Below are 26,751 nucleotides of genomic sequence, written 5' to 3' on the forward strand. Positions count from 1 at the left end.
ATAAGGAGGAAGCACATATGAACATTTTGTTTGCGGCAGCAGAAGCACATCCATTTATTAAAACAGGCGGGTTGGCTGATGTTATTGGCGCACTGCCAAAGGCACTTCATCAGGCAGGATGCGACGTCCGAATTATCTTACCTAAATATGCGGGCATTCCTGATACCTATAAGAAGTCTCTGCGTCCGGTAACGGTCAAGCATGTAGCTGTAGGCTGGCGTGATCAGTATTGTGGAGTAGAGGAGCTGACGTTGGACGGGATTAGAGTTTATTTTATAGATAATGAATATTACTTCGGTCGTGACGGCATTTACGGTTATATGGATGATGGCGAACGCTTCTCCTTCTTCAACCGGGCGATTTTGGAAGTGCTGCCTGAACTGAATTTTCGGCCGGATATTGTGCATTGTCATGACTGGCATACGGCGATGGTTCCCCTGCTTCTGAATGCTAATTATCAACATTTGCCCTTTTACAACGATATTCGCACGGTGTTTACGATACATAATCTGTTGTATCAGGGTGATTTTCCATATGAGGTCTTAACGGAGCTACTTAACTTGGATGGAAGCTATTTTACTTCCGAGGGTGTGGAGTATTATGGCAGACTTAATTTTATGAAAGGTGGGCTTACTTACTCGGATCATGTCACAACCGTGAGTCCAACCTATGCAGAGGAGATTCAAACTGAATTCTACGGATACGGACTAGAGGGACTACTTCGTAAATTAGGACAGCAGGGACGCTTAACGGGGATTGTGAACGGAATTGATACCCAAAGCTACAATCCTGCCACAGACAATCGTATTTATACGAAGTACCGCACAAGTCTGGCAAAGAAAAAGGAAAATAAAATTGCCCTGCAAAAGGAGCTAGGTCTGCCGGTGCGTCCGGACGTACCTTTGATTGCAATGGTAACTAGACTTGTGGATATGAAGGGGCTGGATCTGGTTACGAGAGTGCTTGACGAAATCTTGTATTATGACGATATCCAGTTTGTCGTGCTGGGAACAGGGGACCCGGCTTTTGAGCACTGGTTCCGGGAAGCGGCAGGACGATATCCTCTGAAAATGTCGTCCCAGCTTGCTTTTAGCGAGCCACTGTCACGAAAAATATATGCGGCAAGTGACATGTATCTTATGCCATCGAAGTTTGAACCTTGTGGGATTAGTCAACTGCTGGCGCTTCGTTATGGAAGTATTCCCATAGTGCGAGAAACTGGAGGGCTGAACGATACTGTGCAGGCTTACAATGAACTCACAGGTGAAGGAAACGGTTTTAGTTTCACGAACTACAATGCACATGACATGCTGCATACCATTCGTCGTGCTGTTCATTACTATCGCCAACCTGAGCATTGGAACAAGCTTACACAGACGGCCTTTGCAGGAGAGTACAGTTGGGATGTATCGGCCGAGGCGTATATGGATATTTACCGTTCGTTAGTAAAGACCGATTAAACAGGTAGGATATCATTTTGTGCTATTAAAAAAGGGAATGCCTTTAGCCAGTGTCCGGCTGAGGAATTCCCTTTTTTGCTGCGGTCAGTCGCCCCCGCCCCCACAACTGCTTCCACACGAAGATCCGCTGCTACATGAGGAATGACTCCCGGAATCGCCTGAATCGTGGTGAGAAGAGCCTCCACTATGAGAACTGTCATGGGAGGAATGATGGTGCGAGTGGTGTGTATCCCAGTTCGAGCAGCCGCTTGCGGAGCTACAGCCGGATGAGCTGGCTAGTGCGGCACTGCTGGTGGAATCTGGGTGCATGTGTATGGCAAATTCATCAGGCCGATACCATGAATACCACACAACAGCTAAGAGCAGATAGTCAACCTGCAAATAGTTGACCTTGGGGAGTTGCTTGCCCTCAGGATCATCTACAGCTTTATTTACTCGCTCACGAAGGTGTTGGACTATCTTATGAACCGCTTGTTGTGTCTGCTCTGAAATACCCATATTCTCACGTATATTCCATCGGTCACCTAGTGGTTGCGCTGAAGCTGTCATTTTGTAATAGTGTGAAAGCTCATCGTTCGGTAATGGATGATTAAAAAAAGTTCCCCACAAACTGGCGCTATAGCGATTCCAGCCAAAGCATTCGACATATAACCAGTCAAACCACGCCCGCTCCTCTGGCATCGGCTGAGAGCCGCCCGAATGGGGTGCATGGTGAAGCATACGACCAAAAAAAGCATCCGAAAACTGCTGGTATTCGCGCGTAAACATTAACATTTCGTGCCATAGTTCATCCACATCACTACTGAACATAGGCACCCGATTCATAATGGCGCATAGCATGAAGTATCGCTTTAGCTCATGCCAACGCCAATCATATTCTTGTTCAGTCAGGCTAGGGTGGGCTTCCATGACACGTTGCTTTACGTTATGAGCATAGGAGGCTGGAATGGATCGCTCCAACAGTTGCTTCAGCTCCGTAATCTCTCGATGACGCTCCTGCGTAAGTGACGAAGGAGAGGGGGAGCTAAGGAAAAATGCATTCCGGCGCCGCGTACTTCTGTTTCCACGATTCCTGCGTATAGCACGGAATATAAACCAAAGAATGATGAGGTCAACCACAATAAACAACGTCCAAAAGCTACTCATACTATTCATGAGGGCACTCCTTTCTACCAGAAGACGGATCTCCGAATTTAGCTTTTGCTATTCAGCTGAGCGAATTCTTTTTTAATCTGTGCCAGCAGTTCAGAATTTGTGATTACATCGCAAGCCGTCCATGCCAAGGTCCTCGCCGCCAAGAGCATTCCTTCCATTGCGCGGTCCTGCATTGCCAAATCGCGGAATTCTGGTGTATGCAAGGCATGCTTCTCGTCAATAACTTGAATGTACGGGTGGATTGCAGGGCAATGAAGTGATACATTTCCGATATCCATTGAGCCATGATCTTCGCCTTCCGTAATATCTTCTTGCGCAATGCCAGCCTGCACCAAATTTGCAGTAAAGGTGTCGGAGAGAACACGGTTAGTCACCATTTCATCGTAAGAAGTCTCATAATTGGATGTTTCCAAACGACACCCGGCTTGTAAAGCAGCTCCTTCAGCAATTTGAATAACACGACGGGTAAGCGGGTTCAGTTCCTGGCGTGTCGCGGCCCTCACGTAAAATTGGGCTGAGGCGTAATCAGGAATAATATTGGCAGCCTGCCCACCCTGATTAATGATGCCATGGATACGTACCGTACTTTTCACCTGTTGCCGAAATGCGTTAATCCCGTTAAACGTTTGAATCACAGCGTCCAAAGCATTAATCCCTTCGTGCGGACTGGCCGCAGCGTGAGCGGATTGACCAAAAAATTCGAACTGCACAGCATCAATCGCTAGCGATTTGCCTGATTTTTCGTAGCGGTCAAAGGGATGTGTCATCATAGCTATGTCGCAATCATCAAACAACCCGGCCGCCGCCATCGGAACCTTTGCACCGCGTGTTTCTTCGGCAGGTGTGCCGTATACACGTACTTCTCCACCAGTCTCGTCGATAATCGATTTGAGACCTACGGCAGCGCCTGTACTCATCATACATATCAAATGGTGCCCACAGGCGTGTCCTAGCCCTTTCAGAGCGTCGTATTCTGCCAGAAAAGCAATGATTGGTCCAGGCTTGGTTGCTTTGTAAGTAGCAATAAAGGCTGTTTCTATACCCAATACGGGTGCCTGAACGTCAAATCCGTGAAAAGCAAGTTCTTCTTTTAAACGGGCAGAGGCCAAGAATTCCTCGTTTCCAAGTTCAGGGTTTGCGCCAATATATAACGAAATGTCCTTAAACCGCTGGGCATGCTGTTCAATGGTGTGTTGAATGGTCTGTTTGAAATTCATGCTAAAAACTCCCTTATATATGCTGTAATGTAGGTACTGCGATAGATATACTAAAATTGTACTATAACATTCATTGCATAATCATGCATATTCATTTATAATGACACAATCTTATTTATTATAAAGAATTTAAGGAGAGAAAAAAAGATTGAAAAAGGCATATCGTTTTACCGCCCTGGTTTTGTCGGCGGTTATCTTACTGTTGGCTGGTCTTCCCATGCTCACTGCATACGGATCGGAAGAAAAGCCACAGAAAAAACTTGTAGTGGGCATGAGTGCTGACTTTCCGCCGTATGAGTTTCATAAAGTTATTAACGGTCAGGATACCATTGTTGGGTTTGATGTTGAAATTGCCAAGGAAATCGCCAAGGATCTGAATGCGGAGATGGTCCCAGAGGACATGAGTTTTGACTCTTTGCTGCCTGCTCTGCAAAGTGGTCGCGTAGACTTGGTACTGTCCGGTATGACACCGACGGATGAACGCAGAAAGAGCATTGATTTTTCGGATGTATACTATCGTTCCAAGCAAGTCATTATGGTACGTCCAGAGGATAAAGACAAATATTCAACGATGGCTGCTCTAAAAGGAGAGAAGCTCGGTGCGCAGAAGGGGAGTATCCAGGAAGAAATTGCGCAAAAAGTGCCTAATGCTTCTGTAACCTCATTGGATAAAATATCCGATCTGGTACTCCAGCTTCGGACCAAGCGTATCAACGCGGTTGTAATCGAAGATACCGTTGCTAAAGGTTACACGCTAGATGGTACCGTAACACTTGCCAAGGCAGTACCTGAGGATGAAGGAGCAGAAACTGCTGTAGGCATCCGTAAAGGAAATGCGGAATTGCTTGCTTCAGTAAATAAAACGTTGGCTCGCCTGAAAGCGGACGGTTCGATTGAGAAGTTTTCTACAGAAGCGAGTGCACTGTCTGCAGACCGACAAGTTTCTTCGAATAGCATTGTAGATATATTTTTGAAATATCGCAGTTTTTACGCTACGGGTATCGGCTACACCCTATTGCTGTCTGCGCTCGGAGTACTGTTCGGGTTCATTATTGGCCTGATCATATCCTTGCTGCGGATGAGTGGTATTCGTATTATCGAGTGGCTAGGTACCGCATATGTAGAGATACTGCGCGGCACACCTATGCTGGTGCAGCTTATGATCATTCATTACGGAGTTGCTTTGACGTTGGGTGTTAATTTTACGCCACTCCAGTCCGGTATAATTACATTGTCTCTGAATAGTTCGGCATATTTAGCTGAAATTTTCCGTGCTGGTATTCAGGCCGTAGACCGTGGACAGATGGAAGCTGCCCGCTCGCTCGGGATGGGACGAGGCAAAGCGATGCGACACGTCATTTTACCGCAAGCATTTAAATCTATATTGCCTGCTATTGGTAATGAGTTCATTACGATCATTAAAGAATCTTCTATTATTTCGACCATTGGGATGGTGGATATTATGTATCAAGCCCAGGTCATTAAGAATATTACCTACGAAGGCTTGAGTCCGTTCGTAATCGCAGCCGCTATTTATTTTGTAATGACATTCAGCTTATCTAAGCTGTTGGGTTTATGGGAAAGGAAGTTGAGAGCCAGTGATCACCGTTAAACAACTGCGTAAATCATTCGGTAAGAATGAAATTTTAAAAGGTATTGATATAGATATCGCCAAAGGTGAAGTTGTCGTCATTATCGGCCCGAGTGGTTCGGGGAAAAGTACGTTTTTACGTTGTATGAATCTGTTGGAACAGCCAACAGAAGGGGAAATCTTGTTTGAGGGTGAGCCGATTACGGCCCGTGGTCATAATATCAATGCGACTCGGGAGAAGATGGGGATGGTTTTCCAGCATTTTAATCTGTTTCCGCATAAAACAATACTGCAGAATCTGACGCTTGCACCAACGCAGGTGAAGAAGCAATCGGGGAAAGAAGCGGAGAAAATTGCACTGGAGCTCTTGCGGACTGTGGGTCTTGAGGATAAAAAGAATACCTACCCGAACCAGTTATCTGGTGGTCAAAAGCAACGTATTGCGATAGCACGTGCTTTGGCCATGCAGCCGCACGTAATGCTGTTCGATGAGCCTACTTCTGCCCTTGACCCTGAAATGGTTGGAGAGGTTCTGGACGTGATGAAGAAGCTCGCTGAGGGCGGCATGACGATGGTGATCGTGACGCATGAAATGGGCTTTGCCCGTGAGGTAGGGGATCGAATCATCTTTATGGACAACGGTCAAATTATAGAACAAGGTACGCCTGAGCAAGTTTTCGGTACTCCAAGCCATGACCGTACCCGTGATTTTCTTGCTAAAGTGCTGTAAGAAAATGCTTTTATGAAATATTAACAAAGCCCTCTCGTGATAATGTTTCACGGAGGGCTTTTCTCTTTTTGTCACCATATCTCCATATTTTCGTAACAAAAAACCGATTTTTGATGACAAAATTGTAATGAGTATAGTATGATGTTCAAGGTTCCCAACATTTTCATGCAGATAAGGTTACAAAATTGTGATATTATGCAGTAAGCCAAAACTTACCGGAGCAGCAGCAATGATAACAAATGCTCAATGCTGGGCTCAAACCGTGGGAAGTGCGGGGGACGTAACAACGGCAATTATTCCAATGCGTCATAAGATGTTGTGGAATATGCCTAGGGGTGAATTGCACAAGCATAGGGCTTCTCCTGAGTCCGAATCCGACAGCTAACTTCGCAGGCATAACAGAGGAGGTACATAGCTTTGAAACATTTAAAACATATTGGAAAAAACATGAAATTTGCGGTGCTTGCCGCAGCTATTGCAGGACTGGCCCAGACAGCTGGAGTAGCAGATGCTGCTTCGCTTCATACTGCCAAAGAAGGCGATACCTTCTTTTTGCTTGCTCAACGTTATGGGGTATCGGTAGATGAGTTGACGAAGGCTAACCCTGATATTGCGTCCAACAACATATATGCAGGTCTGCAAATTAAAGTTCCAGACGAAAAAAGTGTGAAGGCGGCTTCGGATTCGAAGCCACAGCTTCTTACGGAGAAAGCACCAGCGAATGAGAGACCAACAATTGAAGCATGGGGCAAAACGTTCAATTACAGTAAAGTAGTTGATGTTAAAGCAACAGCATATTCAGCCGCAGCTGATGAAAATGGCAAATGGGGTGCAGTCGATTACTACGGCAATCCGCTTAAACTAGGTACAATTGCGGTAGACCCGAAAGTCATTCCTATGGGAACAAAGGTGCTAGTTACAGGCTATTCCCATCCGGGCTTGCCCGACCATTCTTTTGTGGCCGTTGCCCGTGATCAGGGCAGCGCTATTACCGGAAAGCGGATTGATATCTTTATCCCTGGCAACAAATCATTCGTGAACGATTTCGGTTTCCAAAATGTGAAACTGTACGTCATTGATAAATAGCAGTGTGCATATGTTTAATTTCATTAAACATAATAAATATTATGTAAACTTAATATTATAGCATACAACATATAACTGGGACGACTTCTTATCAGGTCTGGTCGTTTATCGTAAAAAAGGCTGTCTTACAAGCAGAAACATTCTGCTCGTTAAGGCAGCCTTTTTACGTTGTTGGTATATGCGAGGCTTAGACATACTGTTATTTTCGTTCCGATGTGTGAAGTAGCCGGGGGACTGTGACAAACTTGTAGCCCTTAGCTTTTAAAGAGTGGATTAGACCCGGCAAAGCTTGGACAGTACCTTGTAAGTTGGAACTTTGACCTCCACCTGCATGCATTAAAATAATGGAGCCAGGTCCGGTAGCCGGGATCACGTTGCGCTGAATCTGTGTTTTGCTTAATCCCTTCCAGTCTAGAGAGTCCACATTCCAATTGACGATCATGTACCCATGACGACGTGCCCACTGGATTTGAGGCTCCGTGATTTCACCATAGGGTGGTCGTATCAATCTGGGTCGAAAACCTGCGCTGGCTTCTAAAATGCGTTCTGTTTTTGTAATCTGGTGGTGAAAGCGCTCTGGTGTGGCCTTTCTGAAATCCGGATGAGTATAGGAGTGGTTTCCTATAGCATGGCCCTCGCGGATGATGCGGCGTATGATCCCCGGATGCTTTTCCGCACGATGGCCGACGATAAAAAAGGTAGCTTTGATACCGTTTGCGTGTAATACGTCCAAAACCTGCGGCGTATACCTTGAATCGGGCACATCATCAAAGGTTAAGGCAATTTGGCGGGTGTGCGGGCCGCACATTTTAAAAATGTCCGCATGCTTTTTTCGTAGCATCGCTAATGTTGGAGCAGCTCGATCTTTACTTTGATATACCGAAGTAGCGGCAGCAGCTTCCTTGGGATGGGGCGTTCCGATGTTGGGAGACGTATCCGCGTGAACGGGAAAACTTGAAAATGCTAGTAACAGTGCTAAACATGGCAACACTCCCCTGTACCGCATTTATATTCCCCCTTTCCGTGCGTGGTACCTAGTGGTGCTCTCAGCTATTATGTACCTGTCCTATTAAAATTATGCTGGTGATTGAGTGAAGCCCTACACGACTGAAGAGAAGCACATCATGAAGCGGATATCTGTGAAGATGACGAAGTAAACGGACATATTCTCTTAAACATGACCGAAAACTGAAGCATTTTCGCAAGTTTTAGCCTTACAAAGGATTCGGTATACCGTGACAGCTGGTGTATAATGGGGATGCTATTCATAATGATACAGACTGGAATTGAGGGAAGGATGGATAAAAGTGACCGACTTGTTTACTCCTTATCAATTAAAGGGGCTTTCCTTAAGAAATCGGATTGTCATGCCCCCAATGTGCCAATACAGCGTGGAGGCCAAGGACGGCAAACCGACGGATTGGCATTATGTCCATTATGTGAGTCGCGCGGTAGGAGGGACTGGGCTCATAATTGTGGAAATGACAGCGGTTCATCCGGATGGACGCATTACGGATCGTGATTTGGGCATTTGGAGTGACGAACATATTCCTGCATATCGCAAAATTGTAGAGGAAGTCCACAAGTATGGTGCCAAAATTGCCATTCAATTAGGCCATGCCGGACGCAAGGCCGAGGATGCTGAGACACCTGTAGGCCCGTCCTCGATCCCCTTTAGTGAACGCTTTAAAGATCCCCACACTTTGACGAGAGCAGAAGTCAAGGAACTGGTTCAGGCCTACAAAGAGGGGGCTCGCCGGGCGGTAGAAGCTGGTTTTGACACGGTAGAGATTCATGGTGCTCACGGCTATCTGATCCATCAATTTCATTCCCCTTTAACCAATACCAGAGAAGATGAATATGGGCAGGATTTGTCACTGTTTGGTGTTGAGGTGATCCGTGCTGTTAAAGAGGTACTTCCTGCTGATATGCCTGTGCTAATGCGGATATCTGCCAAAGAATATGTCCAAGACGGATATGATGTTGAATACATAGCAGCCATAGGGGAACGATATCGTGATGCAGGTGTAGACATTTTCCATATTTCTTCTGGTGGTGAGGGTCCGATAGGCTCCAGCGGAGGCCCGTCTGCGCGTGCTGGTTATCAGGTCGATTTGGCTCATACCATCCGTGAAAAATTGAATGTGCCTGTCATTGCTGTCGGCTTATTGGATGATTATGAGGATGCCCGCCGAGTCGTTCAGCAAAATGAAGCTGATCTGGTAGCCATAGGGCGTGCCATGCTGCGTGATCCCTATTGGGCGCTGCATGCTTCACGGGCGCTAAAAGTACAGGCAGATATCCCAGAGCCTTATCTACGCGGTTTTTAGATATTTTTGAAACCTCTTTGCAAAGCTTGCGTAAACATGTGTACAGAGCTTAAAATTTAAGCATTCAATTCTAGGAGGAACTTCACATGTCTATTTTCAAACGATTAAGAGATCTTACGATGTCTAACATTAACGCCATTATCGACAAGGCAGAAGATCCAGTTAAAATGACGGATCAATACATTCGTGATATGCAAGAGGATCTGGAAGACGCAGAGAAAGCGGTAGCCGCTCAAATTGCTATTGAAAAGAGATTCAAACAGCAATACGAAGAACAGGCAGCTTTGGTGAAAAAACGCGAAGAACAGGCTCATACGGCTGCAAAAGCACAAAATGTGGATCTTGCTCGTCGTGCGCTGGAAGAAAAGAAATCTGCCGAACAAAAAATGAACGAGTTCCAAGCTGGTTATGAGCAAAACAAAGCTGCAGCTGACAACCTGCGTGGTAAGCTGGATGAAATGCGTAGACAGCTGACTGAAATGAAAAACAAGCGCGAGACACTGGTTGCCCGTTATAACGCAGCTAAAGCGCAAACTGAAATTAACAAAGCTATGAACGGTTTTAGCTCGGATACGGCAACTGCTGGATTGAAGCGTATGGAGGAAAAAATGCTGCAAGCAGAAGCACGTGCTGAAGCGAGCAACGAAATGGCTTCCAAGGAAAAATCGCTGGATGAAGAGTTCAAAGAGCTGGATAAGAAAAGTGCTGTGGACGATGAACTTGCTGCTTTGCTGAAACAATACGAAAACAAATAAGAACTTTTAAGCATTGCCGCTAGTGTGAGGGCTCAGTAAGCGAAGGAGAAACGTTTTCTCCTTCGCTTTTCCCTGCCTGGGGGCGTAAATCAATATATGTAGTCAAGAAGATGTGGAGGATGGTAGCAAATGCATTTTTTAGAAACGATGAAAGCGATGCTGGTATGGACGGGCGCGGGTGCTATTTTGCTGTTCGTATTAATGTATGTCGATTCTTTATTTACAAAGTATAAGGATTTTGCCGAAGTAAAAGCCGGAAATATGGCCGTAACGGTACGGATGATTATGAAGCTGATTGCACAAGGATATATTTTATCAGGTTCAATTGCTACCGCTAATAATTTGCTTGAAGCGCTTGTGTATTCTGTGATTGCCTTTATTATCCTGCTTGTTTTGGAAGTGATTGTGCGTCTGCTGTTGAGATATTGGGCACAGTTTGATCTGGATAAAGGTACCCAGGAAGGTAAAATTGGTTTCGGTCTGTTTTCGGGAGCGCTGCATTTGGTTGGTGCCTTGATCATTACAGCATGCTTCTAGGCAAAGTAAGGAGGAAATATGACCATGAGTGTATGGAAACGAATTTCAAATCTATTTGCTAAGCCTGAACCGCCGAAAGCGGAAAAAAGCATGCTTCACTTAAATCCAGGGGATATTTGTGAGGTGTCGCTTGTCACCTATGAAGTGGTAGGTCGTGTACATAATCGTGCTCGGAATGCTGTTGTTTTGACGCTTCAGGATGGTAATCAAGTGAGTTATCTTCATATTGAGGAACGGGAAACACTGCAATTCGGACTTTATCAGGCCATCGATGGCAGACTAGACAACCCGGAGGAAGTACCGACCATTTTAGAACTGGATGATACAACGTATCATTTGGAAGAACAGTATTTTGGGCATGTTACCGTTATGGGCCGTGCTCCTTTCCGGCAGGGTGGAGAGCAACATGTTTGGCAGTACCAGTCTGATGATTACCATCTATTGCGGGTAGAATGGCAGGACGGTCGCTTTATGCTTTATGAAGGAGAAGAAGTGATTACCGGAGACGTCAAGGTTATTCGGGCAAGCTAGGAGAGGGTTACACATGAGCAAACGCACCTGGCAATATGCATTAAAGGTCATTGTGGCGCTGAGCTTGTTCGTATCCGTGTTAAGCGGCTGCGGCGCGCCAAATGTGAAAGATACGTATCCGCTGGAATCCGTTAGTGGTAGCGGAAACTCGACCTCGTACGTGTATCGGGCGGCAGGCAAAACGGTTCCCGAAGTAGCGGAGGAATTGAAAGAACAGCGTACACCGGAACAAATGTCACCTCAGAGCAATGAGCGGATGTTTCTGGTATATAGTGATGAGTGGTACCATTTGCAGCAGGATCCAGCTAAGAAGGAAGACACACTCATTGAAATTGATAGTAAAAAGTATGTCGAGCAAAATTACAGTTCCAGCTTTCTAAAAGGATACTTAACTGCAACTGTGCTGGATGCTCTGTTCGATTCGTTGCGGGGGTCTGGCTCCTATCGAGGTTATTCGAGCAGAGATGTATACCGACCTTCACAAGGGCAATATCGTGCTCCAACAGCACAGGAGAAAAAAGCGATCCCGCCGATAACGGTGGAGCGAAAAGGCTCAGTTACCCGTAGAGGGAAAAATTCGGATTCCAGCGTTGGATCAAGCGGGAGTCTATTCGATAGAGGCTCCAGCAGTTCACCGAGCAGAGGCTCGATTTCACGTGACCGAGGCAGCAGCGGCGGTTCCAGCATATTTGATTCGCCGCGCAAATCGTATAGTAAGCCTAAAACACGCAGCGGCTCAGGTAAAATCAGCCGACGAAGTCGACGATAATGGTAATGTTTTATATTCTTCTAAAGTTGTTTGCGGAACTGTGAAGCTGTTGCACAGTTCCTTTTTTTGTTGTTTGATATAACCTACAGTGAATTGAACGGATGCTCTCACTTCGATTTTATTACCGTCTACTTTGACCTACACTTGATCAGAGCTTATGTGCTCAATGCCATCGTCTTCGATGATGTTACTTTTTTTGATATGGAGATGACGAGCTATCTTTTCTATAGCACCCATTCGTGGTTCAGAAAGTCCGCTCTCCCAAGCTGAAATTGCTTTATTGGTAACCCCAGCGATCTCAGCAAGCTCTTGTTGAGTCAAATGATATTTTATACGTAATTTTTTAAAATTGTCACTTAAAGCCACTATAATCCCTCCACCCCAAATTAAGTAGATTATAACCTTGATATCGAAAAAAAACCAACATAATACATTAGCAAAAGCAACGTCGCTCACTTGGGGGGATTTTTTTGTTAGCACGAATGGGTGTCGAGTTTGAAGAAGAAAGCCATAGAAAGAAAATTTTACCTCATATTTATACAAAAAATGACAGTTTACTAGATTATTTCATTGCCACATCTATTAGTAAAATATACAATTACATCAGGCGAAATAGGAGGATGATGTAACTGTGTTATCTGCTTTTTTATATATTTTACTTGGTTTTTTCGATGCTTTAGCGGCAGTTACTTTGGTCTTGAAGCTTTATATGCTTCCGGTGTGGGAAAATCGAAGAAAAATACTTTTCTATGCAATTGGCATAGCTTTCTTTTCCTTTCTCATGAGAGAAGTTATAGGCATGCCTAAATTTGATTTTCCGCTTCAGTATTTGTTAATGGTTCTCTTTTTAAGATTTGGTTTAGGGATCAAAACATATCTTGCAGCATTTTCTGCTGGTTCTGGTCTAACAGCTTACATTAACCTACAGCTATTTGTATATATATTTGCAAATTTTTTCGGAGTAGCACAACCTGATATTATTAATAATACTTCTGGTTCTTCCATTTACGTTATACAGTTAGCTTCTATTTTTACTGCGTACTTTATTTCTTTTGTCATGGGGAAATACAACTTTGGTTTCTCATTTATCATTCAGCCCCCACATGATTTTTTGAAAGGTGAAAATTACCTATCACCCCTTAATAAAATGTTCATCATAGGCTCCCTAATATCATTTGTCACTATTCTTGTTACTTTGTATATGCTCTATAACTCCAATACGATAGGACTACTTTCCATCTCATTGCTAACTTTTGGAATTTCGTACTTCTTTTCAGAGAAAGGAGATTACGAGGATGCTAGAAACGCTATCGAGGCACATCGCATCAGAAATAAAGAAAGCTGATCCTGATGGACCTACAAGTGTAGAAGTGATGGAGTATGCGATTGGTATAAAAATAACCGAAATTTCGGCAGTACTAATGGTTGCAGTTATAGCCTGGATAACAGGACATTTTTGGGGGGCATTACTAGCTCTGGCTACGATCATGTTTGTAAGGAGATTTTCAGGTGGGGTACACTTCAGCAACCTTACCCTTTGTGTCTGTTTTACAACGGCCATATGTGTAACTATACCTTTTGTTTCTTTAGGTTTATCAACAATTTTGATAATTAACGCTTGTTCATTATTAGTGTTTGTAGTATATGCTCCCAATCATTTTATCTATATTAATAAGACCAAATATCACAAGTATTATAAAACGATATGTATTTTGGTTTGCATATTAAATTTTTTTGTACAATCTCACATAATATGTTTATCTATAGTTATACAAGCATTCAGTATTCTTCCTTTATGGAAAGGAGGTGAGCGAAAATGGATAAGAAATTGGCGAGAGTTTTAAGTATAAGCCTTGGGAAATACGCTAACGAGTCTACCAAAAAAGAAAAAACAATATTTGGCGCTAAACCGGTACCAGCTGAGCTGAAGAAAACAGAAAAGAACTGAATTTAATGGAAGAGGGAAAGCGAATCCTAGCCACTCCATTGCTTGATGACAATTCACTTGGAGATTGCTCTTTCTTTTGTGAAAATCACCTAGTTGCGATTGAATTGTGGAAGCCTAAAAGCAATTATCACATCCCGCTTTTTCATACTTCTCATGGAAGATTTACAGTTCCCACCACCCTCCATGAATGTTCCGTAGGCTTACCCACTTTTTGCAATTTGGACGGATCTAATTTGGTTAACATCACACAAGTGGACAAGATCGTTACGGGAGATTATGGAGGGGGGCAGGTTGTTTTTAAAAATCAAGACATCAAAGAAAGTATAAATTCAGCCAATTTATCTCGATGGAAACAAATATATGCGGATGCAATGAATGCCGATAGAGAAATTCGTTATATTTTCGGATCGGAAATCAAGGTAGTGGGTAAGGCAACAGTGAGTGGTTTTTTTAAGGTAGGGAATATGCTTAGTGTGGATATGTGGGAACCTAAAAAAAATTACTATGTCCCGCGTTTCCACTCTGGAGATCGCTCTTATACAATCGGGCTAACCGCACAGGCTTGCAGGGAAGCTTTTCCGTATCTATATCCAGCTTATAAAGATACCCTGATAAATCTCGACTTGGTTTGTGAAATTGAGTCTAACGCATTTGGAGGGCTGGTACGATTCGAAGGATCTGACTTCACATGCTCGATGTCTCATAATAAACTTAAAGCGCTTAAAAAACTGTGGAAATGACCCATGAAAATTCAGGGGTCATTTTTATTACCAGATTTAAATGAATAAGTCAATAATCAGTTAGACTAGGATAAGCCGGACGGGTTCGATTTAATTCGACATATTTCCCGTTTTTAATCATTTTCCATGTGATAAAATTGATTATGAAAAAAATAACAATCTTTTAAATTAAGGTGAAACAATCTACATATAAGAAAAGGAGGGTGAAAGCGGGATATATATTGTAAATGCCGGCATGTACAAATGCCCCGAAGGAAATGCCTGTTTGTCAGGCAAGTTCCCACTCATATAAGTCCTCAGCTTTACACTCTAATATCCTAGAAATGAGGACTGCCGCCTCGAATGACATTTTGTCACGTCCCGCGATCCAGTTGGATATTTGTTGCCGCGAATATCCAGTTCGTCGGGCGAGCCATGATTGAGTGCGTCCATGAGATTTGAGCTCCTCTTTCAAAAGGCATTTCCCCCGAGTAAGTTTTTGCACCTTACTTGCTCCTAACAGGGGAAAAGTGTTTCGTTCAGAGTATACAGGTAAATTACTTTTTTATCAATTATATTGTGGAGTTGATTGGATGGTTGCAGATAAAAATGAAAATGTAACTTGCACTAGCTTTTATACAATAAAGATGGCACGACTCGCTTCAGGTTATAGTGAGTTAATAGCTTGCAATATACTTGGTATGTCAATGAATGAATTAAAACATATAGAGGAAGATTCATCGGATTTAACAATAGCTCGAGCGCAGCAAATGTCCTCGTTGTATGAGGTTTCAATAGATTCAATCTATTTCGGTAAAAATAATCTAACTTAATATACGTAGAAAACTGACGTAATGACATGCAAAACAAAAAAGCAAAATCTACCAAAAACAGCCGCGATATGATATTCAGGCTGTTTTTTGGCGGATAGAGACTTGCAGTATCCAATAAACACCGTTCGGATTTGCCAGATAACGGTTTTAGCGTTATAACAGAAAGAGGGTATTTTAGAAGAACGGAGTGAGAACATGAATCAGACGCCATTAAACACAGAAAAATTCCAACGTAAAGCAGTTAAGGTGGAAGAAGCACAAAGCAGGATAGCTAGCTATGTTCAACAGGGTGAAAGGGAGGACGTAGGGCTCGAGCAAGCACATGGTCGCTATCTGGCGATGGATTTGACTGCGCCACATCCGTATCCCCGCTTTCGTCGTTCTGGTATGGACGGCTATGCGATCCTTGCCTCGGACACTGAAGTCTGTTCGACCGGTCAGGAAATCTGGCTACACGTGATTGATGAAATTCCTTGTGGCACCGTATCGGACAAGCGGGTGGAGACGGGAATGGCAGTCCGCATCATGACAGGAGCACAACTACCTGAAGGAGCGGACACGGTGGTGATGCTGGAGGCGACACAGCTGCGTGAGGAAAATGGACAGACATATGTTGGCTTGAAGAAGCGTATGGAAGTTGGCAAAAATGTGACACAAATTGGTCATGAGATTAAGGAAGGTCAGCTTTTGCTCAGTAAGGGAACTTGCGTGGGAGCGGGGCATGTCTCGGTACTGGCTACTTTTGGTGTACATCGGGTGCCTGTTTACAAGAAGCCAAGGGTGGCTGTCTTTTCCACTGGATCAGAATTGCTCGCAGTGGATGAGCCGTTACAACCGGGGAAAATTCGAAACAGTAATACATATATGCTGGCTTCTCAAATTAGAGAGGCAGGAGGAGAGCCGTTCATTCTGCAAGCCATTCATGATGATTTGAACCTTGCTCGTGCTTCTGTCCGAGAAGCGATAGCTGCCTATGATATTGTGGTTACGAGTGGTGGAGTGTCGGTGGGTGATTTTGATATTATGGGTGACCTCGTACGACAGAAAGATGTGAATATGCTGTTCAACAAGGTTACGATGCGTCCAGGTAGTGTAACCACAGCCGCAGTGATAGACGGTAAGCTGTTATTTGCGCTCTCTGGCAATCCCGGTGCATGCTTTGTAGGCTGTGAGCTGTTTGTACGACCAACTATTCAAATGATGTTATCTTCGGCACATCCGTATTTGCAAACCTGGACGGCGAAGCTAGGAGCAGATTATACGAAGGTAAACAACTATACCCGCTTTGTACGCAGTTCTCTGGAGATACGTAGTGGGCAAGTATATGCGATTCCTGCGCGAGTAGATGAATCCAGTGCTATGGTTACGATTAAGGACAGCGATTGTCTGATCGTAGTTCCTCCCACAACAGAAGGCTTGCACGAAGGTGAAGAGGTGCACGTACTGGTGCTTCAAGGCGGACAGGTGACGTGAAAACGAAATATCCATTTGTATGTCAAATCGTCGGATTCAAAAATACAGGAAAAACAACCTTCCTCGGAGGTTTGATTCGTTATGCGCAGCAGTCAGGACTGCGTGTAGCTGTGATCAAGCATGATGGTCATGAATTTGAGATGGATCATGAGGGGACAGATACGTATAAGCACCGACAGGCGGGTGCCGAAGGCGTAGCGATTGTTTCGGCAGGAAGAACTGCCATTTTAGAGGAACATAGTCGGCCTGTGATCGGACTCATCCGGCATTTTCAGGCCTATGACTGTGTGTTGCTGGAAGGTTTCAAGCAGGAAAAATATCCGAAGCTGATCATGGTGCGGGAACAATCGGATGCGCAGCTTGTTCAGGAACTGACAAATGTACAGGGAGTAGTAGTTTGGGAGTACCACATGGATTGGGCTCAGGACTACTACTCAGATGAACAAACGGTGCAAATATTTCCTGCCGATGCCAGCGAACCGGCAGGCTGCTGGCTACTCGAACAGATTCAGAGGCACAAAATGGGATTCCAGACAGAGCAGGGATGAGAGGGCCACTAATTAGCGGAGTCAGTCTGAGTCTCTATCCGTCGTTCGATCGCCTGAGACATCGTTTTGTCAGTCAGGTGGGCATAGACTTCCGTTGTTTCTGTCGAAGCGTGACCCAGCTGTTCCTTGGTTTTGTAAATATCATTTTGTAAATAATAGTCAGTAGCAAAGGAATGACGGAGCTTGTGAACGGTCAAATAGGGCTTGCCGAACCGCTTGGCGTATTTGATGATCATTGCTTGAATCGCTCTTTTAGTCATCCGTTTGCCCTCAGCCCTGCCGTTGGGTCGCGCGACAAAAAGAGCTTTTTCTTTTTTTGGAGCGCGATAACGGGTATGTCTTAAGGATAAATAAAGTGCGAGATCATCTTTGGATTGCTCGCGGAAATATACTGGCGTTTTAAAAGTTTCATCGTTATTTCCTTTACGGTACACATACAGCAATTTATTGTTTATATCGAGATCGTCCATGTTCAAGTTGACGATTTCGGATACACGCAGTCCCGAGTTCAGAATAAGACTTGCGATACAGGCATCTCGCTCCTTGTTCAATTCATAGGAGTATAGGGCTTGCTTGTTATCAGCCAAATCTTGTCCATAGCCTTCATAAATATAGCCGATAAATTCAAGCAGTTCTTCCTCTTCCAGTATTTTCCCTTTGAGCTTGGCGGCCGTATCCTTGGGTTTATGTACGCGCTTAATTTCGACTTTGGCCATAATATTGCGCTTGAGCAACGGATAAAAGTTTTCATCCTCAGCGATTTGGCTCAAATAATGAAAGAGTGAACGCAAGGACGATAGCTTACGTGAAATGGTGATGCGGGAATTGGAGCCTTCGCGTTTGGTAGACAGGAACAAACGAAAACCTGTAATGCTATCCATATGGAGTGTCTCTAATTCTTCCAGTGTCACTTGGGCATTCGTTTCTCCGGCAGACAAGCCTTCCGAGCGAAGCCATGAAAAAAAAGCTTCGTAATCCCGCACATATTCCAGCAAAGTAGAGGGGGATAGGTCGGGAAGCTTGTAATCCATAAATTGCTGTACGTACCATGGCAAATCCGGCAACTTTTCATCCAGTTTGCGCCGGTCGATGATCTTTTGTATGTTCATAGGGTTCACCTCGTCCGGTCATAATACATGTATTTTAGCATATTTTGAACAGCACTGGATGGGAGTAATCAAAGTAAAGAACAAGCTGACCGCCAAGAGAGGTGAAAGTATGGGATATAATATCAAATCAGAATTGAAGCTGTCCATAAAGAGTGTACCAGAGTCGCAGAAGGACATTATTGTCCAGCTCATGCAATTTTACTTATACGATTTTACAGCCTATCTGCGAATTGATGTCACTGAGAAGGGGACATTCCCGGCTTATCCAGACTTGTATCAATACTGGACGAGCGGCGAACAAAAGCTGCCTTTTTTGATCTGGAGACAGGATATTCCTGTGGGCTTTGCACTCGTTGACCGAATGTCTAGCAATCGAGAAGCTGACTATTACATGGCTGAGTTCTTTGTACTTCGTCCTTATCGACACAATGGCGTGGGCACTTGGGCGGCTCATGAGCTGTTTGGACGTTTTAATGGGCGATGGAAGGTGACTCAGATGAGCACGAATAGACCAGCCCAATCCTTTTGGCGCAAGGTCATTGGAAGCTATACGAATGGTGAGTATAGGGAGCAAACACATCCAGTACGAGGGAATATAAGTCAGTTTTTCAATACATGAAAAATTCATAATAGAAAACCACCAGAAAAAAGCCGAGGAGAATATTTTGTCGGCTTTTTTGTTGTCATTTCAAGCCTTCTGTTCATGGATCGTTCCAATTAGAACTTGCATTGACATTGGTAAAAACGCAGGTATACAGTTATTTGGTAATTCATATATAACTTATTGGAATCATTTATGGTAAGATAAGGATAGAAGTATATAAATTCAATAGGAAAAGAGGGTAATATGCTGGAGAAATGGGTTCAGGAACTAAAAGATGGTGAACAAGAACTGATTGCGTGGAGAAGATATTTGCATCAGCATCCAGAGCTTTCTTTTGAGGAAACGAATACATCTGCATTTATCGCAGACCAATTACGCTCTTTTGGTATTGAAGTAAGAACGAATGTCGGTGGAAACGGTGTGCTCGGTTTTTTAGAAGGCGGGCAGCCAGGTAGAACGATTGCATTTCGTGCTGATTTTGATGCACTTCCTATTCAGGATGAAAAGGATGCGCCTTATAAATCGACCGTTCCCGGTGTTATGCATGCTTGTGGACATGATGGTCATACAGCTGCGTTGCTAGGAGTGGCACGAGTGTTAAGCCATCACCGTGAGACACTGAAGGGAAAGCTTGTGTTTATTTTTCAACATGCCGAAGAAAAACCGCCTGGCGGAGCCAAATTCATGATTGAGGATGGTTGTCTGGATGGGGTGGAAGCAGTATATGGTATTCACCTTTCCTCGGAAATTCCACTGGGCAAAATCGGCTTAAAGAGTGGGCCGGCAATGGCTGCTGCCGATGCCTTTTCAATTGAAATCAACGGCAAGGGCGGACATGGCGCCAGACCGCATCAGACAGTGGATTCCATTGTTATTGGAAGTCAAATTGTGAACGGACTACAACAGGTCGTGAGTCGCAGAGTGGACCCTACGGAATCAGCAGTGTTAACGATTGGGGTATTTCAAGCAGGAACTGCCTTTAATGTAATTGCAGATAAAGCCAAAATTGAAGGGACCGTACGTACGTTTAATAAGGATATACGCAAGGAAGTCGAAAACGAAATTCGTAGTATCGTAAAAGGTCTAACGGATGCTTATCATGCGGGATACGAAATTGATTATTTGAATGGTTATCCTGCTCTGGTGAATGCCGATGCCGAAACAGAACGGGTACGTGAGCTAGTCAGTAGGCTGTATGGAGCAGATGCTTTTATGGACTTAAAACCGGCCATGGGAGCAGAGGATTTTGCCTATTATCTAGAACAACGACCTGGAGCTTTTATTATTGTGGGCGCTCGTAATGAGGATGAACGAACCCATTTTGCTCACCACCATCCTCGCTTTGATTTTGATGAGCGTGCGTTACTCATCTCAGGACATATTTTTTTAGCGCTGGCGCTTGAATATTTGCAGTAATTTCAACCTATTAATGAATAGCCATAGCATTACGGAAGCCCGAACCGCGCATAGCGCGGTTTTTTGCTGTAAATCAAAGTATTTTGGTACCTCGTTCAAATGAAATTTAAAGAAAATAATTCATTATATGAAAAATTCATATTAGCAATTTATAAGAGGTATCAACTGTAAGTGGAAGCCAACTCTTTTATTACAAGTTATCAAGCAGAAGATCCTATTACATTATCTTGATTTTTCACACAAGGAAATGAGAAAAAGATGACGAATCTTTTGAGCAGACACCGATGTAAGCGCTAACAAAAAAGAGGTTGCAAATCTATTGGATTACTGGAGGTGAGCTTGAGAGAACGCTTGTTTGATTGATGAATGGAATAATAACGATAGGAACGAATCCGCAATTGACTGCTTACTTTTAGCTCGAAATGACTTGCATTTTTAAATGATTACGGAGAAGGAGGTTGAATTCATTGACTAAGGCAAAAAGCAGGTTGAGAATTGTATGTTTGGCGCTTATAGTAGCGGGTGCTTCCTGGACAGGCATGATAGCACCCACCCATGCTGCTCCAAGTGACGATTATACTTGGAAAAGTGTCGTTACAGGCGGTGGAGGTGGTTTTGTACCTGGTATTATTTTTAATGAAACGGAAAAAGATCTGATCTATGCCCGTACAGATATTGGAGGAGCTTACCGCTGGAATCCTGCGAGTGAAAGCTGGATTCCGCTGACGGATTCTGTGGGCTGGGAGGATTGGAACAAAAATGGTGTCGATGCACTAGCCACCGACCCTGTGGATCCGAATCGTGTATATATAGCTACAGGCACGTATACTAATTCCTGGGATAAACAAAACGGGCAAATTATGCGCTCTACCGACAAGGGGAATACGTGGCAGATGACAAAGCTCCCCTTCAAGGTAGGAGGCAATATGCCGGGACGCTCGATGGGTGAACGTCTGACAATTGATCCGAATAAAAACAATATATTATTCTTCGGAGCTCGAAGTGGTAATGGATTGTGGAAAAGCTCCGATTACGGGGCGACCTGGAGCAAGGTGAGTAGTTTTCCGAATCCGGGGACGTATGTACAGGACCCTTCCAATGAATACACCAGTGATATTGTCGGTTTAGCCTGGATCACTTTTGACAAAAAAACGGGCTCTTCCAGTAAAGCAACACAGACCATCTATGTGGGTGTCGCAGATAAAAAGCAAAGTGTCTATCGCAGTACTGATGGCGGGACAACCTGGTCTGCTATAGCGGGCCAGCCTACAGGCTTTTTGCCACATCACGGCGTTTTATCGCCAGATGGCGACCTGTATATTTCTTACAGCGATGGAGCTGGACCGTATGATGGAACAAAGGGTGAGCTGTGGAAACTGAATACAGCCAGTGGACAGTGGACTAACATTAGCCCCGTTGCCAGCAGCAGCGCAGACAATCATTTTGGATATGGTGGACTGACAATGGACGCCCAGAAGCCAGGTACACTTATGGTTGCAACGTTGAATGCCTGGTGGCCGGATGAAACGATTTACCGCAGTACTGATCGTGGGGCAACCTGGAGCCCTATTTGGGAATTTGATGGTTATCCAGCTCGTAAGCTGAAGTACAATCTGGATATATCCGGTGCGCCTTGGCTGACTTTCAATGCCAATCCTGCACCGCCGGAAGTATCGCCCAAGCTGGGCTGGATGATTGGAGATCTGGAAATAGATCCATTTAATTCAGATCATATGCTGTACGGCACAGGAGCTACGATTTATGGCTCTAAAAATCTGACCAATTGGGACAAGGGAGGTAAGCTGGACATTTCGGTAGCCGCTAAAGGGGTAGAAGAAACGGCGATTTTGGATTTGGTGAGCCCTCCAACTGGAGCTCCTCTGGTGAGTGCAGTGGGTGATGTCTCCGGATTCAGACATGACGATCTGTTCAAGGCTCCTGCTAAAATGCTGGATAATCCAACCTTTACAAGCAGCGAAAGCATTGATTATGCCGAGTTGAACCCTTCTTTTATGGCTAGGATAGGTAAAGCAGACTATAAAAAAGATCCAAACGCCAAATCTATCGGATTATCCAATGATGGCGGAGCGAACTGGTACAAAGCAAATAGCGAGCCTTCCGGTACGGCAGGAGGAGGAAGCATCGCGGTAGCGTCAAATGGTAATGGATTGCTGTGGAGTACATCGGACAAAGGTGTATTTTATTCCAAAACCGGAGGAAACTCATGGACAGCAAGCACGGGAGTTCCAGCTAATGCAAAGATCGCCTCTGACCGAGTAAATCCTAACAAATACTACGCGTTTGCTGCTGGGAAAATATATGTAAGTGTTGATGGAGGCGCATCCTTCACACCATCCACAGTTACTGGTTTGCCAAGTGTAGGTAATGCAGATATTGGTGCTGTACGAGGAGCGGAAGGAGATGTGTGGTTTGCTGGAGGCTCCGAGGACGGAGGGCCATACGGCTTATGGCATTCCAAGGATTCAGGTGTTACATTCACCAAGCTTGATCATGTGCAGGAGGCGGATTTTGTAGGCTTTGGCAAAGCAGCACCCAATCGCACCAATGCAGCAGTGTTTATCGTTGGTAAAATTGACGGTACACGTGGATTTTATCGCTCGGACGATGCTGGCACAAACTGGGTACGCATTAATGATGATAAGCATCAATATGCTCGTGTGACCACCATTATTGGGGATCCTCGGGTTTACGGACGTGCTTATCTGGGAACGAATGGCCGTGGCATTCTGGTGGCAGATCGTGTGAGTGGTGATCAGCCATCTACCGGACAAGCAAGTATTACACCGACGGCTGCAACCTATGGAGTGGCTAACAGTAATACCGATATTACTGTCAAGCTTACTCTTAACGGTAATACACTAGAAGCGATCAAGCAGGGAAGTGTGGCACTGAACAAAGGTGAAGATTATACGGTTAGTGAAGAAACAGTTATTCTTACCAACAAGTATTTATCTAAACTTCCTAAAGGAGAGACAACGCTCAACTTCCATTTTAGTACAGGCAATGATGCGTTGTTCACGATTACGGTGAAAAGGGATACGCCAAGTGAGCCGGGAACAGGCGAGGGTGCTCTGAAGGTGCAATCCTTCAATGGGAATGTATCTGCAACAAGTAATACGATCAGTGCCAAGTTTAAAATAACCAATACAGGAAGCTCACCCGTTTCCCTAGCAGACGTGACATTGCGTTATTATTACACCGTTAACGGGGAGAAATCACAAAACTTCTTTACGGATTGGTCTAGCATCGGTACAGGGAATGTCATTGCTAACTTCAGAACATTAACCGATGCAAAGCCAGGTGCAGATTCTTATGCAGAAATTGGTTTTAAGTCGGCAGCAGGTTCTTTAGAGCCTGGTCAGAGTGTTGAGCTACAAACCCGGATATCCAAAGCGGATTGGAGCAATTATACACAAACTGATGATTATTCCTTTAATCCCACAGCAAATAGCTTACAAGATTCCACTAAAATAACCGCTTACCTGTCTGGGATCAAGCAATGGGGAATTGAGCCTTAAATCTTCATAAAATAATCTTAAGTCAGCCACTCTAATGAGCGAGCTGGCTTTATTTTTGGAGGAATCAGAGGTTTAAATTCAAACACATAAATATTTCACTATATGAAAAATTTATAATAGAAAAAGATTCCTTCTCGCATACCATCATCATCAAACAAACACACCACTATAAACAGAAAAAGGGGTACAGTCACGAACATGTGTTCCTATTTTGATTGAAAAAGAAACGCTCCTGTCCTCAGACAAAAAGCGTTACAAATCAAGCTTTATATTTATCATACACCTCAAGTAAGATGACGAGATATTGAAATTAACAGAGTCATCGTAATGACATTCACAATCGTAGAAAGTAATACTGTCTGTGCCGCAAAGTCAGGTTCATTTTTATATTCTTCTGCCAAAATACTCGTGTTAACACCGGTAGGCATACCTGATGCAATGAGCAATGCTTGAGCGGGAATCCCCTTAAGATCTAGAAAAAACACGAGCATAAAGCCAACTATTGGACCTGCAATTAGGCGTAATACCATACTGATATACACGGCTGTCCGGCGCAAATGAAAAGGATACTGCACAATTTGTGCTCCCAAAGTAAGCAGAGCCACTGCGACCATCGAATGGCTAATATAATTTAGAGGCTCAGCCAGCAAATTAGGCAATGGACTGTGCAGTAGATTCAGGAGCAGGCCCAGCACAAGCGCGTAGGGGACAGGCATTTTCAAAAAATTAATTAAAATTTTTCGTGTATTGGCCTTACCGTTCTGTACAACAAAAGTACCATATGTAAATGTAACAAAGCTTTGAAAAGTCATAATCAGAGCTTGGACAGAAATAGCCAGCGGATCACCTTTAAACACCAACTGATTAATTGGTAGACCATAATTCCCTGAATTATCTAGCATGACACTGTTTGTAAAAGCTCCACGCATTCCGGGGCTGTATTTCAGAGATCTGGCAACAGTAGTACTGATTACGTACAGAATAGCTATGTACAGGGCATAAAAAAGTGAAACCTCACCCATGAGAATTAAAGAAATTTCAGAGTTATAAAGACCGGTAAACACAACTGCAGGGGTGATATAATAAAAATTAATTTTAGCTAGGGTATACAAATCCAATCGAAAATAATATTGCATGATACAGCCAAAACCGATAAGGACAAAAATAGGTAAAACAACGTCTAAAAGAATGGTGCCGAACATGTCTGTCTCCACTTCTTTCTATTATGCGAATGTAAACGTTAACCCTTAAAATACACGTGCATTTCCCATTATACTGTGGAAATAGGTTCACGCATAATAAAATTTATTATATTGGATTAGCCATCAGTCCCTGCAAATGCAACACTAGTAAAAAAGGGCTTCATATTTAGCTTATAGTAGCCGTTAATATATGTAGGTTACATTTAAACCTGGTCTTTTACTATAAGGAGGAAGCGCATCATGAGAAACACTTGGACAGCATTATTAGCGTGTATACTGGTCTTGGGACTGGCAGCAGGAACAGCCGAAGCCAAACAGGGGCGCGGAAATGGTCAGGAGAACAAACAGGAAGCAAAGGCGTCTGATAAAGACCGGAATGAAAAGAGCAACAAAAAAGATAAACACGACGAAATCAAAAAGAACACCCCTGTTGCAGTAACGGATGATACATACGGGGAGTCCAAAGACCATAAAGGTCACAAGGGACACAACGGGTACAATGGTCTGCTTCAAGCAGTAGAAAATACAAAAGATAAGCCGGCAGGAGCGGTTATTGCGAATCTGCTGCTTACAAAATACCCGGATCGTTTGACCTCGGAGCAGGTAGCTGAACTTGAATTGATCCGAAATTCTGACAAAGCACTAACTAAGGCTGCTGAGCTACTGGATAAAAACGGAAATGTAACAGATGCCGTTTACATGCAGGAGGAGGCAGTTTTGGCTGATGTGTCCAATCTGGATAGCTACAAAAAGCTGGATGTATTCTCAAGGAAGGCTGGAAGGTCATCAGGTATGAAGCTGTTCGTGAATGGTGAAAAATATGATGCCGAACCGATTAACCGCAATGGCACCACACTTGTTCCTTTTAGAACAGCTTCCGAAGCCCTTAATGCCAAAGTTTCCTGGGATCCGAAAGAAAAGGCTGTTACTGTCAGTCGCAACGGCGTGTCCGTCAAATTATTCGTGAATAGCGCCAAAGCATATATTAACGGTCAGCCGTATTCTATCGAGCAGCCAGGATCCATAGTGGATGGAACTACAATGGTACCTGTAAGGGTAATCGGAGAGGCTTTGGGAGCAAATGTTAAATGGGAGCCTGAGAGCCAGTCCGTTGTTGTATATGAGCAGTCAACAATATCTGAAGCATTATAGTGCTATAAACCAAGAAAATAGTGTATAATAGAAAAGGCGCCTGACTA

At 44.0% G+C, this 26,751-nt stretch carries 27 protein-coding genes and 1 riboswitch; of the genes, 20 read left to right on the forward strand and 7 right to left on the reverse strand.

Going from position 1 to position 26,751, the window contains the following annotated elements; translation table 11 throughout:
* The first annotated feature begins 17 nt into the window (after positions 1-17).
* Positions 18-1,460, forward strand: a complete 1,443-nt coding sequence (gene glgA / locus ACXHJ2_RS09705; protein ID WP_165080696.1) for a glycogen synthase GlgA — start codon at positions 18-20, stop codon at positions 1,458-1,460.
* An 84-nt stretch (positions 1,461-1,544) separates the two neighbouring features.
* Here the strand turns inward: glgA and ACXHJ2_RS09710 are convergent, their stop codons facing one another.
* Both ACXHJ2_RS09710 and ACXHJ2_RS09715 read right to left on the reverse strand, forming a co-directional pair.
* Entirely contained in the window at positions 1,545-2,615 is a 1,071-nt protein-coding gene (locus ACXHJ2_RS09710; RefSeq protein ID WP_165080695.1) for a glycine-rich domain-containing protein, read from the reverse strand.
* A 38-nt stretch (positions 2,616-2,653) separates the two neighbouring features.
* Positions 2,654-3,832 carry a M20 family metallopeptidase gene (locus ACXHJ2_RS09715; protein WP_165080694.1) on the reverse strand — a complete coding sequence of 393 codons (1,179 nt, stop codon included), beginning with the start codon at positions 3,830-3,832 and terminating at the stop codon, positions 2,654-2,656.
* Between the two features lie 148 nt (positions 3,833-3,980).
* Here ACXHJ2_RS09715 and ACXHJ2_RS09720 point away from each other — a divergent pair, with 148 nt between their 5' ends.
* The 3 genes from ACXHJ2_RS09720 (at position 3,981) to ACXHJ2_RS09730 (ending at position 7,239) form a co-directional block, all read left to right on the forward strand.
* Positions 3,981-5,444 carry an ABC transporter substrate-binding protein/permease gene (locus tag ACXHJ2_RS09720; protein ID WP_165080693.1) on the forward strand — a complete coding sequence of 488 codons (1,464 nt, stop codon included), beginning with the start codon at positions 3,981-3,983 and terminating at the stop codon, positions 5,442-5,444.
* Positions 5,431-6,153: an amino acid ABC transporter ATP-binding protein gene (locus ACXHJ2_RS09725; RefSeq protein WP_013371435.1), complete on the forward strand. Its 723-nt coding sequence runs from the start codon at positions 5,431-5,433 to the stop codon at positions 6,151-6,153. Before ACXHJ2_RS09720 ends, ACXHJ2_RS09725 begins: the two co-directional genes overlap by 14 nt.
* Before the next feature lie 230 nt (positions 6,154-6,383).
* Positions 6,384-6,564: riboswitch (cyclic di-AMP (ydaO/yuaA leader) on the forward strand.
* A 6-nt stretch (positions 6,565-6,570) separates the two neighbouring features.
* On the forward strand, positions 6,571-7,239 hold the full coding sequence (locus ACXHJ2_RS09730; RefSeq protein ID WP_165080692.1) for a 3D domain-containing protein: 669 nt from the start codon (positions 6,571-6,573) through the stop codon (positions 7,237-7,239).
* A 199-nt stretch (positions 7,240-7,438) separates the two neighbouring features.
* Here ACXHJ2_RS09730 and ACXHJ2_RS09735 read toward each other — a convergent pair whose 3' ends face one another.
* Positions 7,439-8,245, reverse strand: a complete 807-nt coding sequence (locus ACXHJ2_RS09735) for a polysaccharide deacetylase family protein (RefSeq protein WP_165080691.1) — start codon at positions 8,243-8,245, stop codon at positions 7,439-7,441.
* Positions 8,246-8,546: 301 nt separating this feature from the next.
* Between ACXHJ2_RS09735 and ACXHJ2_RS09740 the strand changes: the two genes are divergently transcribed.
* The 5 genes from ACXHJ2_RS09740 to ACXHJ2_RS09760 all read left to right on the forward strand — a co-directional run bounded on the left by ACXHJ2_RS09740 (position 8,547) and on the right by ACXHJ2_RS09760 (position 12,161).
* Positions 8,547-9,569 (forward strand): NADH:flavin oxidoreductase/NADH oxidase, encoded by a 1,023-nt coding sequence (locus tag ACXHJ2_RS09740; protein WP_165080690.1) that lies wholly within the window; start codon positions 8,547-8,549, stop codon positions 9,567-9,569.
* Between the two features lie 86 nt (positions 9,570-9,655).
* Entirely contained in the window at positions 9,656-10,324 is a 669-nt protein-coding gene (locus ACXHJ2_RS09745; protein WP_013371430.1) for a PspA/IM30 family protein, read from the forward strand.
* A 129-nt stretch (positions 10,325-10,453) separates the two neighbouring features.
* Positions 10,454-10,861, forward strand: a complete 408-nt coding sequence (locus ACXHJ2_RS09750; protein ID WP_013371429.1) for a DUF350 domain-containing protein — start codon at positions 10,454-10,456, stop codon at positions 10,859-10,861.
* 24 nt (positions 10,862-10,885) lie between these two features.
* Complete coding sequence (locus ACXHJ2_RS09755) at positions 10,886-11,392, forward strand: DUF4178 domain-containing protein (RefSeq protein ID WP_017427734.1); 507 nt, start codon at positions 10,886-10,888, stop codon at positions 11,390-11,392.
* A 13-nt stretch (positions 11,393-11,405) separates the two neighbouring features.
* Complete coding sequence (locus tag ACXHJ2_RS09760; protein ID WP_025674568.1) at positions 11,406-12,161, forward strand: DUF4247 domain-containing protein; 756 nt, start codon at positions 11,406-11,408, stop codon at positions 12,159-12,161.
* Between the two features lie 138 nt (positions 12,162-12,299).
* Here ACXHJ2_RS09760 and ACXHJ2_RS09765 read toward each other — a convergent pair whose 3' ends face one another.
* Positions 12,300-12,527 carry a helix-turn-helix transcriptional regulator gene (locus ACXHJ2_RS09765; RefSeq protein WP_013371426.1) on the reverse strand — a complete coding sequence of 76 codons (228 nt, stop codon included), beginning with the start codon at positions 12,525-12,527 and terminating at the stop codon, positions 12,300-12,302.
* Positions 12,528-12,792: 265 nt separating this feature from the next.
* On the opposite strand from ACXHJ2_RS09765, the gene ACXHJ2_RS09770 reads away from it, so the two are divergent.
* Genes ACXHJ2_RS09770 through ACXHJ2_RS09785 form a run of 4 tightly spaced genes read left to right on the forward strand, consistent with a single transcriptional unit; the run spans position 12,793 to position 14,849 of the window.
* Entirely contained in the window at positions 12,793-13,506 is a 714-nt protein-coding gene (locus tag ACXHJ2_RS09770) for a hypothetical protein (RefSeq protein WP_040103619.1), read from the forward strand.
* Between the two features lie 28 nt (positions 13,507-13,534).
* On the forward strand, positions 13,535-14,005 hold the full coding sequence (locus ACXHJ2_RS09775; RefSeq protein WP_369126322.1) for an accessory gene regulator ArgB-like protein: 471 nt from the start codon (positions 13,535-13,537) through the stop codon (positions 14,003-14,005).
* Positions 13,978-14,109 (forward strand): hypothetical protein, encoded by a 132-nt coding sequence (locus tag ACXHJ2_RS09780; protein ID WP_013371424.1) that lies wholly within the window; start codon positions 13,978-13,980, stop codon positions 14,107-14,109. The genes ACXHJ2_RS09775 and ACXHJ2_RS09780 overlap by 28 nt, the downstream gene beginning before the upstream one ends.
* A 5-nt stretch (positions 14,110-14,114) precedes the next feature.
* Complete coding sequence (locus ACXHJ2_RS09785) at positions 14,115-14,849, forward strand: hypothetical protein (protein WP_013371423.1); 735 nt, start codon at positions 14,115-14,117, stop codon at positions 14,847-14,849.
* 268 nt (positions 14,850-15,117) lie between these two features.
* Here ACXHJ2_RS09785 and ACXHJ2_RS09790 read toward each other — a convergent pair whose 3' ends face one another.
* On the reverse strand, positions 15,118-15,333 hold the full coding sequence (locus tag ACXHJ2_RS09790) for a helix-turn-helix transcriptional regulator (protein ID WP_016820733.1): 216 nt from the start codon (positions 15,331-15,333) through the stop codon (positions 15,118-15,120).
* Positions 15,334-15,358: 25 nt separating this feature from the next.
* On the opposite strand from ACXHJ2_RS09790, the gene ACXHJ2_RS09795 reads away from it, so the two are divergent.
* The 3 genes from ACXHJ2_RS09795 to mobB all read left to right on the forward strand — a co-directional run bounded on the left by ACXHJ2_RS09795 (position 15,359) and on the right by mobB (position 17,682).
* Positions 15,359-15,661, forward strand: coding sequence for a helix-turn-helix domain-containing protein (locus ACXHJ2_RS09795; protein WP_257125911.1), 303 nt, complete (start codon positions 15,359-15,361; stop codon positions 15,659-15,661).
* 195 nt (positions 15,662-15,856) lie between these two features.
* Positions 15,857-17,134 carry a molybdopterin molybdotransferase MoeA gene (locus tag ACXHJ2_RS09800; protein ID WP_039276066.1) on the forward strand — a complete coding sequence of 426 codons (1,278 nt, stop codon included), beginning with the start codon at positions 15,857-15,859 and terminating at the stop codon, positions 17,132-17,134.
* Positions 17,131-17,682 (forward strand): molybdopterin-guanine dinucleotide biosynthesis protein B, encoded by a 552-nt coding sequence (gene mobB / locus ACXHJ2_RS09805; RefSeq protein ID WP_016820736.1) that lies wholly within the window; start codon positions 17,131-17,133, stop codon positions 17,680-17,682. Before ACXHJ2_RS09800 ends, mobB begins: the two co-directional genes overlap by 4 nt.
* Positions 17,683-17,690: 8 nt before the next feature.
* Here the strand turns inward: mobB and xerS are convergent, their stop codons facing one another.
* Positions 17,691-18,791, reverse strand: coding sequence for a tyrosine recombinase XerS (gene xerS / locus ACXHJ2_RS09810; RefSeq protein ID WP_016820737.1), 1,101 nt, complete (start codon positions 18,789-18,791; stop codon positions 17,691-17,693).
* 109 nt (positions 18,792-18,900) lie between these two features.
* On the opposite strand from xerS, the gene ACXHJ2_RS09815 reads away from it, so the two are divergent.
* From ACXHJ2_RS09815 to ACXHJ2_RS09825, 3 genes are all read left to right on the forward strand, one after another.
* Complete coding sequence (locus tag ACXHJ2_RS09815) at positions 18,901-19,410, forward strand: GNAT family N-acetyltransferase (RefSeq protein WP_017427739.1); 510 nt, start codon at positions 18,901-18,903, stop codon at positions 19,408-19,410.
* A gap of 228 nt (positions 19,411-19,638) precedes the next feature.
* Positions 19,639-20,811: a M20 metallopeptidase family protein gene (locus ACXHJ2_RS09820; protein WP_165080689.1), complete on the forward strand. Its 1,173-nt coding sequence runs from the start codon at positions 19,639-19,641 to the stop codon at positions 20,809-20,811.
* A 467-nt stretch (positions 20,812-21,278) separates the two neighbouring features.
* Positions 21,279-24,350, forward strand: a complete 3,072-nt coding sequence (locus tag ACXHJ2_RS09825; RefSeq protein WP_165080688.1) for a X2-like carbohydrate binding domain-containing protein — start codon at positions 21,279-21,281, stop codon at positions 24,348-24,350.
* 284 nt (positions 24,351-24,634) lie between these two features.
* Here the strand turns inward: ACXHJ2_RS09825 and ACXHJ2_RS09830 are convergent, their stop codons facing one another.
* Positions 24,635-25,552 carry an AEC family transporter gene (locus tag ACXHJ2_RS09830; RefSeq protein ID WP_019687395.1) on the reverse strand — a complete coding sequence of 306 codons (918 nt, stop codon included), beginning with the start codon at positions 25,550-25,552 and terminating at the stop codon, positions 24,635-24,637.
* A gap of 240 nt (positions 25,553-25,792) precedes the next feature.
* On the opposite strand from ACXHJ2_RS09830, the gene ACXHJ2_RS09835 reads away from it, so the two are divergent.
* Positions 25,793-26,704 (forward strand): copper amine oxidase N-terminal domain-containing protein, encoded by a 912-nt coding sequence (locus ACXHJ2_RS09835; protein WP_016820741.1) that lies wholly within the window; start codon positions 25,793-25,795, stop codon positions 26,702-26,704.
* Positions 26,705-26,751 lie beyond the last annotated feature (47 nt).

It is taken from the genome of Paenibacillus sp. ALE3 (genome assembly GCF_054113405.1).

Bases quoted from the DNA above. Each gene is read 5' to 3' on its own strand.
- ACXHJ2_RS09800 (WP_039276066.1), top strand. From the start codon at position 15,857: ATGAATCAGACGCCATTAAACACAGAAAAATTCCAACGTAAAGCAGTT.
- ACXHJ2_RS09780 (WP_013371424.1), top strand. From the start codon at position 13,978: ATGGATAAGAAATTGGCGAGAGTTTTAAGTATAAGCCTTGGGAAATAC.
- ACXHJ2_RS09735 (WP_165080691.1), bottom strand. From the start codon at position 8,245: ATGCGGTACAGGGGAGTGTTGCCATGTTTAGCACTGTTACTAGCATTT.
- ACXHJ2_RS09710 (WP_165080695.1), bottom strand. From the start codon at position 2,615: ATGAATAGTATGAGTAGCTTTTGGACGTTGTTTATTGTGGTTGACCTC.
- ACXHJ2_RS09815 (WP_017427739.1), top strand. From the start codon at position 18,901: ATGGGATATAATATCAAATCAGAATTGAAGCTGTCCATAAAGAGTGTA.
- xerS (WP_016820737.1), bottom strand. From the start codon at position 18,791: ATGAACATACAAAAGATCATCGACCGGCGCAAACTGGATGAAAAGTTG.
- ACXHJ2_RS09750 (WP_013371429.1), top strand. From the start codon at position 10,454: ATGCATTTTTTAGAAACGATGAAAGCGATGCTGGTATGGACGGGCGCG.
- ACXHJ2_RS09830 (WP_019687395.1), bottom strand. From the start codon at position 25,552: ATGTTCGGCACCATTCTTTTAGACGTTGTTTTACCTATTTTTGTCCTT.
- ACXHJ2_RS09745 (WP_013371430.1), top strand. From the start codon at position 9,656: ATGTCTATTTTCAAACGATTAAGAGATCTTACGATGTCTAACATTAAC.
- ACXHJ2_RS09785 (WP_013371423.1), top strand. From the start codon at position 14,115: ATGGAAGAGGGAAAGCGAATCCTAGCCACTCCATTGCTTGATGACAAT.
- ACXHJ2_RS09760 (WP_025674568.1), top strand. From the start codon at position 11,406: ATGAGCAAACGCACCTGGCAATATGCATTAAAGGTCATTGTGGCGCTG.
- ACXHJ2_RS09755 (WP_017427734.1), top strand. From the start codon at position 10,886: ATGAGTGTATGGAAACGAATTTCAAATCTATTTGCTAAGCCTGAACCG.
- ACXHJ2_RS09835 (WP_016820741.1), top strand. From the start codon at position 25,793: ATGAGAAACACTTGGACAGCATTATTAGCGTGTATACTGGTCTTGGGA.
- ACXHJ2_RS09715 (WP_165080694.1), bottom strand. From the start codon at position 3,832: ATGAATTTCAAACAGACCATTCAACACACCATTGAACAGCATGCCCAG.
- ACXHJ2_RS09775 (WP_369126322.1), top strand. From the start codon at position 13,535: ATGGAGTATGCGATTGGTATAAAAATAACCGAAATTTCGGCAGTACTA.
- glgA (WP_165080696.1), top strand. From the start codon at position 18: ATGAACATTTTGTTTGCGGCAGCAGAAGCACATCCATTTATTAAAACA.
- ACXHJ2_RS09820 (WP_165080689.1), top strand. From the start codon at position 19,639: ATGCTGGAGAAATGGGTTCAGGAACTAAAAGATGGTGAACAAGAACTG.